Here is a 9,911-nt window from a genome sequence, read left to right as displayed (position 1 = left end):
GCAACGTGTTTTCCAACCGGTCAAAGCATGTGATGGTCATGGGGATTCCAATAATGAAAAACCCTTATGCTCCGGGCTTCTGGTGCGCGCTCTGCGCCCTGGTGCTGCTGTCTGCCACTTACTTCTACGGCATCATGCTGGCCCACCAGATCGACAAGGCCCTGGTGTTCCTCGACAGCGCCAGCGCGCTGATCGCGGTGATGGCCATCGGCGTGGTGGCCTGGGCTTCCTTCCAGGGCCAGAAAATCAAGAAAAGACAGCTTGAGCAGAGCAAGACCCTGGTGGTCATCTGGGACACCAAGGTGGCCCTGCGCCGGGTCGAGACTGTATTCGACCGTTACTTCTGGGGCAGTTACTGGCAACCGGGGCGGACCTTCGCCGAAGTCATGGGCGAACTGACCGGCACCCCGCTGGAAAAGAGCCTGGAGGCCCTGAAGAAGCAGTGCATGCTGCTGGACAAGCAAGCCGACGACGGCCACCACTGGTTGAGCAATGCCCGGGAGCTGTCGGACGTCGCCACCGCCATGGCCCGAGAGCGCTACCAACTGGACTTCTGCGACCCACGGGGCGAATCCCGGGGCAACAGCGCGGTGATCGACCGCGACTTCGAGGTGCTGGTCTACACCTGGAGCGCCCGCCTCAAGAGCTTCGATCATCAACTCGATGCCTTGGAAATCGAATACTCCTAAAAGCCCCTTCCCCTGGCCCTGCAACGGCGGCGGCTGCCGGTTCGCGGCAGCCGCTGCCGGGGCCATCTCCCCGCACTCCACGGTTTTTCACATTCAAAGGTTGGGCTCGCGCTGGTCGCCAGTGGTAATCTGCGCCGGTTTTACGCGCAGTCGAGCCGCGACCCGTCATGGGTTCAGGGAAGACGACCACACCTTCAAACAACGGATATTGATCGGGTCATACATGAATAAATCAGCAGGCGTACTGTTAGGAATCGTCGTCGCAGTAGGTGCCATCAGTGCCGGCGGCGCCTGGTACACCGGCACCAAGCTGGAAGGGGTCCTGCAGCAGCAGGTGATTGAAAGCAACAAGGAGCTGCAAACGGCGCTGATCGGCTACGACGCCACGGCCACCCTGGAGCTGGTGTCCCTGGAGCGTGGCGTGTTCAGCAGCAATGCCCGCTACCGCCTCAAGACCCAGGGCGAGGTGTTCAACGGTGGGCTGGAACTGATGATCGCCGACCATATCGAACACGGCCCGCTGCCTTTCTCGCGCTTGATCCGCCTCAAGTGGCTGCCAGTCATGGCGTCCAGTCATTACGAGTTGGAGAACAATGCGCAGACCGACAAGTGGTTTGCCGCCACCAAGGGTGCTGCACCGTTCAAGGGCGTGGTCAATGTCGGCTATGACCTGTCCGCGGAGGGCACCCTGGATTTCGCTCCGATGGAACTGGCCCTGGATGAGCTGAACAACCTCAAGTTCTCCGGCCTGAATGCCACTTTCAGCGTCGGCGACAATCGCCGCAAGGCCAAGGTCGATGGCTATATGGACAGCCTGAGCCTGTTCCTCAGCTCGCCGGACAAGGCCCCGCTCAAACTGGAAATCAATGGCCTGACCCTGGCCAGCAACCTGCAGAAAAGCAGCTTCGACTACTTCCTGGGCCAGAACACCCTGGAGCTCAGCGGCCTGAAGGCCACCTTCGGCGACAAGCAGTCGGTGCTGACCCTGAAGCACTTCGAGCAGAAGACCTTCAGCGAAGAAACCGGCAGCACAGTGGCGGGCCGTGCGGATTACCGAGTGGGCGAAATCGCCTTCGACGGCAAGACCGTGGGTTCGGCCGAGATGCTCTGGAGCATGAAGAGCCTCGACAGCCAGGGCATGCTCGATCTGGTCCAGGTCTACCAGAACGTGCTGCAGCCGTATCAGAAGGCCGCCACCGAGGCCTCTGCCGAGGGTGAACCGGCTCCGGAACTGCAAATGTCCGACGCCGAGCAGGTCAAGGTACAGGCTGCCGTGAACAAGGTCCTGGAAGCCAAGCCGCAGATCGCCCTGGAAAGCCTGGCATTCAAGACCGCCGGTGGTGAAAGCCGTTTCAGCCTGAGCCTGGATCTGGCCAAGCCGCAGAGCCTGGAGCTGCCGCCAGTTGAGCTGGGCAAGCAACTGGTCAGCCAGTTGGATGCCAAGCTGTCGCTGTCCAAGCCGATGGTGGCGGACTTCGCCGCCCTGCAGGCCCAGGCCGAAGGCCAGACCGATGCCAAGCTGATCGCCGAGCAAAGCGCGGCCACTGCAGAAATGCTCAGTGCCATGGCCCTGTCCACCCAACTGGCCAAGCTGGAAGGCAATGATGTGGTGTCGGCCCTGCACTATGCCAATAACGAAGTGAACTTCAACGGCCAGAAAATGACCGTTGAGCAGTTCATCGGTTTGGTCATGAGCAAGCTGGGGGGCGTAGGCGCCCAGCAGTAAAGGTGCACGGGCCGCTTTGCGCGGCCTTTCTTGTGCAACCCCTGACGCCCGGCCTGTGCAGCCCACAGGTCGGGCGTTGTGCTGTCTGGAGCAAGGCGGTGAGGGCGGCTGCAGGCCCCGCAGAATCTGATTCTGAATAAATATGGCGCTGCACATTCTGAACTAACCTTCGTGGAAGAATTCTCCCAGAGACTCTGTCGATCTTCTGATCGTCCGGGCTGGGGCGTAAGGGCGGGGCGCATAACTCCGACTAGCCACGTAAGGATGCTGACGAAATGCAACGCACTGTTCATCCCGCTCGCCGCTACGGCCTTCGTCCGCTGTGTCGCCTGGCATTGTGCAGCCAACTGTTATGGCCGGGCCTGGCGTTCGCCGATGCGGCCTATGACCAGTTGATCATCCAGGCCCGGGCCGGCAGCTACGCCCCTGCACTGAACCATTTGCGCCAAGTGCCGGCGGACCGGTTGAACAACGGGCTGGTCAGCGACCACCTGCAGATCGCCAGCTGGGCGGGCCTCGATGCCGAGGTGGTGAAGGTCTACGAGACCCAGGGCCGCAACCGGGTGCTGCCGGCGCAGGCGCTGGCCGCCACGGCCCGGGCCTACCGCAACCTCAAGCAGTGGGACAACGCCACCCAGGTCTATCGCCTGGCGCTGCAGCGCGACCCGCGGAACGCCGACCTGCAGCTGGGGCTGGCCCTGACCCAGGCCGATGCCGGCCAACCGGCCGAAGCCGTGGCCCGGGACAAGGCCCTGGTGGCGGCCAAGCCCGATGACCCGAACCGGCGCCTGGCCTTGGGCTATGCGCTGACCCGCGCCAACCAGCCTTACGACGCCCTGGCCGCATACGACCAGGCGTTTATCCGCGCCGGCGACAAGCCCGAAGTCATTCGCGAATACATCTACGCCCTGCAGCGGGCACGCCTGCCGGAACCGGCCCTGCGCCTGGCCCGGCAGCACCCCGGGCTGATCGATCCGGTGATCCAGCGGCGCATCCAGGCGGATCTTGCCGCCGAACGGGTGCGCCTCTCGGAGCTGGCCAGCCGCAGTGAGAAAGAGCGCTTTGTGGTGGCCGACCGTGCCCTGGCCGACTACGACACCCTGTTCGCCGCCTGGGGCAAGGACCCTCAAGCCCAGGACGACCTGACCCGCTGGCGCATCGACCGCCTGGGCGCCCTCAAGTCCCGGGCGCGCACCGCCGAGGTGATCAGCGAATACGAGCAGCTCACCGCTGCCGGCGTGGCCATTCCCCCGTATGCCTTGCGCTGGGTGGCGGCGTCCTACCTCGACCAGCGCCAGCCGGAAATCGCCGCGGACCTGTATCGGCGTGTGTTTTCTGCGCCGGACGGTGATGCCGACCACCGCCTGGAAGACACCACCGCGCTGTATTACGCGCTGCTGGAAAGTGAACGCCCGGAAGAGGCGCTGAAACTCGCCAATGACCTGGCCGACAGTGTGCCGCAGCGAATTCAGCTCACCGGGCAAACCGTGGGCGACCCCAATGACGACTGGGTCGATGCCCAACTGCTGGCGGCCCAGGCCGGTGCCGACGGCACGGCCGGGGCTGATCTGCCGGGCACCGAGCAGCGCCTGGAGACCCTGGCGGGGCAGGCTCCGGGCAACATCAACGTGCGCCTGGCCCAGGCTGACCTTTACCGGGTGCGCGACTGGCCACGGCTTTCGGAAAGCCTGCTCAAGGAAACCGAGAGCGTGGCCCCGCGTGATGTCAGCCTGGAAGTGTCCCAGGGCCATACGGCCCAGGACCTGCAGGAATGGCGGCAACTGGATGCGCTGACCGACGACGTGGTGGAGCGCTTTCCGGAAAGCCGCCAGGTGCAGCGCCTGGCCCGCGAGCGCGAAGTGCACGACATGGCCGAACTGCGGGTCATGACCTATGGCGGCAAGAGTTACGGCGGCGGCAGCAATGGCGCCGGCGCGGTATCCGGCAGCCGTGATTTCGGTATCGAAAGCCGGCTTTACACGCCGCCGATTGCCGAGGACTGGCGCCTGTTCGGCGGCATTGGCTATGCCATGGGGGACTTCCCGGAAGGGATCGGTAATCACCGCTGGCAGGTCCTGGGCGTGGAGCGGCGCACCCGCGACATGACCCTGGAAGCGGAAGTCTCCAACCATTCCTATGGCTACGGCGACAAGACCGGTGCCCGGGTGTCGCTGGCGCGGGACATCGACGATCACTGGCAATACGGCGGCAGCCTCGACTACCTCTCTGCCAATACCCCGCTGCGGGCCCTCAACAGCGATATCAGCGCCAACGGCGGCAGCGCTTTCCTGCGTTGGCGGGCCAATGAAAGCCGGGAGTGGAAACTGTCCCTCAGCCCGTCGCACTTCAGCGACGGCAACAATAGGTTCGAGGCCCTGCTCACAGGCCGCGAAGGGGTCTACCGCTCGCCGAAAGTGCAGGTCGACCTCGGCCTGGAAGTGGGCGCCAGCCACAACACCCTGGAAGACACCCCCTACTACAACCCCGAGGCGGACCTCAGCGTCCTGCCCACCGTCACCGTCAACCACGTGCTCTATCACCGCTATCAGACCTCCTGGAGCCAGCAGTTCCAGGCCGGCGCCGGGACCTACAGCGAACGCGGCTACTCCACCGGAGCGGTGGGGCTGCTCAGCTACGGCCAGCGCTACAGCTGGAACGACGTGTTCGACATCGGCGGAGTCCTGAGCGTGATCAACCGGCCTTACGACGGCGATCGGGAAACCGACCTGCGCCTGGCTGTCGACCTTACCTATCGCTTCTAGAGAAGAGTGTGACGATGCGCCTGATCAACCGTTGCATCCTCCTGCTGGGAGCCCTGGTTCTCAGCGCCTGCTCCCAGCCCGCTGCCGACTTTCTCGCCCCGGCGCAACGGCCGTTGCCCAACACCGAGGCACCCTGGCCGAAGAACCACGTGCTGGGCATTGCCTACCACGACATCGAGGATCGCGACCCGGATCAACGGGTGGTGGCGGTGCGCACCGAGCGGATGATCGAGCAACTGGCCTGGTTGCGGGAAAACGGCTACCGGCCCGTGACCGTGGACCAGATCCTGGCGGCGCGCAACGGCGGCCCCGAACTGCCGGCCAAGGCCATCCTGCTGACCTTCGACGACGGCTATTCGAGCTTCTACACCCGGGTACTGCCGGTGCTGCGCAGCTATCACTGGCCTGCGGTGCTGGCGCCGGTGGGCACCTGGATCGACACCCCGGCGGACCAGCCGGTGAATTTCGCCGGCGAGCTGCGGCCCCGCTCACAGTTCCTGACCTGGGCGCAGGTCCGGGAAATCTCCCGCTCCGGGCTGGTGGAAATCGCCGCCCATACCGACCACAGCCACCTGGGCATTCTTGCCAACCCTCAGGGCAACCTGCAGCCGGCGGCGGCGACCCGCCGTTTTGACGCCGCCTCCGGGCGCTATGAAAGCGAGGCGGATTTCCAGGCGCGGATGCGCCAGGACGTGACCGCCATCTCGAACAAGATCCTGGCCGTGGCCGGCTATCGCCCACGGATCTGGGTCTGGCCTTACGGCACGGCCGACGGCTCCACCCTGCAAGTGGTGGACAGCCAGGGCTTCAAGCTGGCCCTGACCCTGGACGACGGCCTGGACACACTCGACAACCTGATGAGCAGCCCGCGTTTCCTGGTGGTCTCGGACCCGGACGGCATGCACTTCTCCAACAGCATTGTCGGCGCCGAGACCGCCGCGCCCATGCGCGTGGTGCACGTGGACCTGGACAACGTCTACGACCCGGACCCCAAGCAGCAGGAGGTCAACCTCGGCAAGCTGGTGCAGCGCATGGCCGACCTGGGGGCCAACACCGTATTCCTCCAGGCCTTCGCCGACCCCAAGGGCGACGGCCTGGTGCAGTCGCTGTATTTCCCCAACCGGCACCTGCCGATGCGCGCCGACCTGTTCGACCGGGTCGCCTGGCAATTGCGCACCCGGGCCCACGTCAAGGTCTATGCCTGGATGCCGGTGCTCAGCTTCGCCCTGGACGCCCGGCTACCCCGGGTCACGCGCTGGGATCCGGCCACCGGCCAGAGTGCGATCGATCCTAAGCAGTACCAGCGGCTGTCGCCCTTCGACCCCAATGTGCGCCAGCAGATCGGCGACCTCTACGAGGACGTGGCGCGCATGACGTCGGTGGACGGCATCCTGTTCCACGACGACGCCGTGCTCTCGGATTTCGAAGACGCCAGCCCCGGAGCCTTGCGCGCCTATGCGGCCCAGGGCCTGCCGGGTTCCATGGCCGCCCTGCGCGACGATCCGGCCACCCTGCAGCGCTGGACCCGCTTCAAGAGCCGCTACCTGATCGACTTCACCCATGAACTGGCCGCCAAGGTCCGGGCGATTCGCGGGCCGCAGGTGCAGACCGCGCGCAACCTGTTCGCCGAGCCGATCATCAACCCGCAGAGTGAAACCTGGTTCGCCCAGAACCTCGATGATTTCCTGGTCAGCTACGACTGGACCGCGCCCATGGCCATGCCGCTGATGGAAGGCCAGAGCCAGCGGCATTCCGGGCCCTGGCTCGAAGCCCTGGTGGACCAGGTGCGCGCCCGCCCCGGTGCCTTGCAGCGCACGGTGTTCGAGCTGCAGGCCCGGGACTGGGCCCGCCAGCCCGCCAGCGACCTCTCCGCCCAGCAACTGGCGGACTGGATGGGCCGCCTCAAGCGCCAGGGCGCGACCAATTTCGGCTACTACCCGGACAACTTCCTCGAGAACTCACCGGACCTGAAGACTCTGCGGCCCGCGCTCTCCAACAAATGGAGCCCTTGAATCATGGTGGATCGTATCTTTGCGCTGGTGGTCCTGGCGCTCGTTCTCGGCGTGCCCCTGGGGCTGATCTTCGTGCTGACCGGCGAATTCCTCATGGACTTCGTCTTCTACTACCCCTTGTTCATGTCGGCGCTGTGGATCGCCGGCGGCCTGTATTACTGGATGCACTGGGAGCGCCACTGGCCGTGGAGCGACGACACCCTGCCGCCGCCCCTGGCCGGCGAGCCGCTGATCAGCATCCTCATTCCTTGCTACAACGAAGGCGACAACGTCGCCGACACCATCCATGCGGCCCTGGCCCAGCAGTACCCGAACATCGAAGTGATCGCCATCAACGATGGCTCCAAGGACAACACCGCCGAGGTGCTGGACCGCCTTGCCGCCCAGGACCCGCGCCTGCGGGTGTTGCACCTGGCGCAGAACCAGGGCAAGGCCGTGGCCCTGCGCATGGGCGCGGTGGCGGCACGCAGCGAATACCTGGTGTGCATCGACGGCGATGCGCTGCTGGCGCCCAACACGGCGGCCTACCTGGTGGCGCCGATGCTGGACAACCCGCGCCTGGGCGCGGTGACCGGCAACCCGCGGATCCGCACCCGTTCGACCCTGGTGGGCCGGGTCCAGGTGGGCGAGTTCTCCTCGATCATCGGCCTGATCAAGCGCACCCAGCGGGTGTTCGGCAAAGTCTTCACCGTCTCCGGGGTGATCGTCGCCTTCCGCCGCACCGCCCTGCACCGGGTGGGCTACTGGAGCCCGGACATGATCACCGAAGACATCGATATCAGCTGGAAGCTGCAATTGGACCACTGGTACGTGTTCTTCGAGCCGCGGGCGCTGTGCTGGATCCTCATGCCGGAGACCCTGCGCGGCCTGTGGAAGCAACGCCTGCGCTGGGCCCAGGGCGGCGCCGAGGTGCTGTTCAAGAACATCCGCGGGATCTGGGAGTGGCGCCACCGCTACCTCTGGACCCTGCTGTTCGACTACTGCCTGTCCACCGGCTGGGCCTTCACCTTCCTGTTGTCGGTGATCTTCTGGGCTTTGGGCAAGTTCATCGTCATGCCCGAGGCCATCACGGTGCACACCATCGTCCCACCGGCCTTTACCGGGTTGGTACTGGCGATGGTCTGCCTGACCCAGTTCGCGGTGAGTATCCTGATCGACCGCCGTTATGAAAAAGACCTGTGGAAAACCATGTTCTGGGTGGTCTGGTACCCGCTGGTGTTCTGGTTCATCAGCCTGTTCACCACCCTGGTGAGCTTTCCCCGGGTGCTGTTTGGCGAACACCAGAAACGCGCGCGCTGGGTCAGCCCGGACCGCGGCATCAAACCCATCGATGACGAAGAGGAGGTGCGCTGATGAAAATCATCCGAACCCGCCAGCGTCCGTTCATGGTGATCGTCGACGTTGTCCTCACCGTACTGGCCTGGGTAGGCCTGCTGTACTTGCTGGTTCGTGGGCTCATTCCGCTGCTGGACAGCCATGAAGGGCCGCGGATAGAGGCGGGCATGCTCGACGCCCTGACCACCCTGCAGTTCTATGCCTGGGTGGCGGTACTCAATGCGGTGCTGCTGATTTCCTGGGCCCGCTACCGCCAGCGTCGCAACAAGAGCTACCCGCCCCGGCTGCCAGCACCCGTGGTGGACGACAAGCGCCTGAGCGAAACCTTCAAGCTCAACGACGCGACCTTCGCCCAGATGCGCCAGCCCGGCACCATGATCGTGCACAACGACGAGGAAGGCGGCATCAGCCACGTCACCACGCAGTTCTATCGCATCCTTCCCGAAGACCAGCAGCACCCGCCGTTGAAGGTGGAACCGCCACCACGGGTGATACATCTGCGTTCGGAAGGGGATGAGGGCAAGAAAACAGGGGAGGATTGACTGCCCGGGGAGGATTACGGCTCTTCTGAATTTGCAGAGGGAATTGTCTGATTTGATTTTCAGTATTTAAATCAATATCTCATTGATTTACTTGGGTTTTTTACGTGTGTTGTCCGCTGCGGATGTGATTGCGGGTGAGTTGTTCCTTATTGTAGAGAGAGTGCGCGGCAAGGCTCTTGCCTATGGGTGTTGACTCTTCGAAGTGTGCAATATCCTGTTGTTTCTCACCTTTAATTGAATTTATATCGCCTTGATTTAAAAGGATTTCAGGTGATTTTCCTTTAAATTTTTTCAAAATTTATAATGGGCAGTTCAGTGATGAAACTGCATGTTTTTACCCTGTAATATTATTTAAAAGTTCGAATTAGTTGTTATAAGCGATTCTGCGGCAGTCATTTGACGATGCAGTGATGGCTTATTAGCATCACGTCCTTCTTAGCTCTTGTCGTCACGGTTTCGAAGGATCGAATATGTCTCTCTCCACTCTTGGGATGAGGTTGTGCTGTGCCTTGTCCTGCCTGCTGCTGTTCAGCGCGCTGCATAGCGCCGCTGTCGCGCCCATGCCCGGTACCACCTTCAATCTCGGCGCCCAGTCCTCCATCCATGGCTACAAAGACCAGAGCCTTAACGGCGACTGCGGTTACTGCTGGCGCAACGACCTGCGCTCGGCTCGCTCGCTAGGCAAGTACCTTGCCGCCGGCGTGACCTTCGCCCACTTCCTCGAGCGGCCAGATGCCCTGAGGGAGCGGGAAGCACCTATCTACTTCCGTTTGGATCTCTTTTTCTGATTGCACTGATTCATTGAGGCTTTTGACATGGACGTTCGCCAACTCGCCTTCCTGGCT

Annotated in this window: 6 protein-coding genes and 1 pseudogene; all 7 read left to right on the top strand. The window is 63.4% G+C overall.

The features are described from left to right. Window positions 1-53 precede the first annotated feature (53 nt). Window positions 54-689 carry an NADH:ubiquinone oxidoreductase subunit N gene (locus tag KCG88_RS30310; protein WP_210713727.1) on the top strand — a complete coding sequence of 212 codons (636 nt, stop codon included), beginning with the start codon at window positions 54-56 and terminating at the stop codon, window positions 687-689. A gap of 223 nt (window positions 690-912) precedes the next feature. Then, window positions 913-2,415, top strand: a complete 1,503-nt coding sequence (locus tag KCG88_RS30305; protein ID WP_047335348.1) for a YdgA family protein — start codon at window positions 913-915, stop codon at window positions 2,413-2,415. A 275-nt stretch (window positions 2,416-2,690) separates the two neighbouring features. Next, window positions 2,691-5,177, top strand: a complete 2,487-nt coding sequence (pgaA, locus tag KCG88_RS30300) for a poly-beta-1,6 N-acetyl-D-glucosamine export porin PgaA (protein WP_210713726.1) — start codon at window positions 2,691-2,693, stop codon at window positions 5,175-5,177. A gap of 14 nt (window positions 5,178-5,191) precedes the next feature. Next, window positions 5,192-7,189: a poly-beta-1,6-N-acetyl-D-glucosamine N-deacetylase PgaB gene (gene pgaB, locus KCG88_RS30295; protein ID WP_210713725.1), complete on the top strand. Its 1,998-nt coding sequence runs from the start codon at window positions 5,192-5,194 to the stop codon at window positions 7,187-7,189. 3 nt (window positions 7,190-7,192) lie between these two features. Next, on the top strand, window positions 7,193-8,542 hold the full coding sequence (pgaC, locus tag KCG88_RS30290) for a poly-beta-1,6-N-acetyl-D-glucosamine synthase (protein WP_047335351.1): 1,350 nt from the start codon (window positions 7,193-7,195) through the stop codon (window positions 8,540-8,542). Next, the gene (pgaD, locus tag KCG88_RS30285) at window positions 8,542-9,066 is read left to right on the top strand and encodes a poly-beta-1,6-N-acetyl-D-glucosamine biosynthesis protein PgaD (RefSeq protein WP_047335352.1); all 525 of its coding nucleotides are present in this window, start codon (window positions 8,542-8,544) and stop codon (window positions 9,064-9,066) included. Before pgaC ends, pgaD begins: the two co-directional genes overlap by 1 nt. 572 nt (window positions 9,067-9,638) lie before the next feature. Beyond that, a pseudogene (locus KCG88_RS30280) lies at window positions 9,639-9,854 on the top strand (ShlB/FhaC/HecB family hemolysin secretion/activation protein); the annotation flags it as partial. Window positions 9,855-9,911: the final 57 nt, after the last annotated feature.

The organism is Pseudomonas sp. MWU349 (assembly GCF_017947325.1).
Classification (GTDB): Bacteria; Pseudomonadota; Gammaproteobacteria; order Pseudomonadales; family Pseudomonadaceae; genus Aquipseudomonas; species Aquipseudomonas protegens.
Note: the sequence above shows the minus strand (reverse complement) of the source record. Positions and strands in the feature narration are given on the sequence as shown.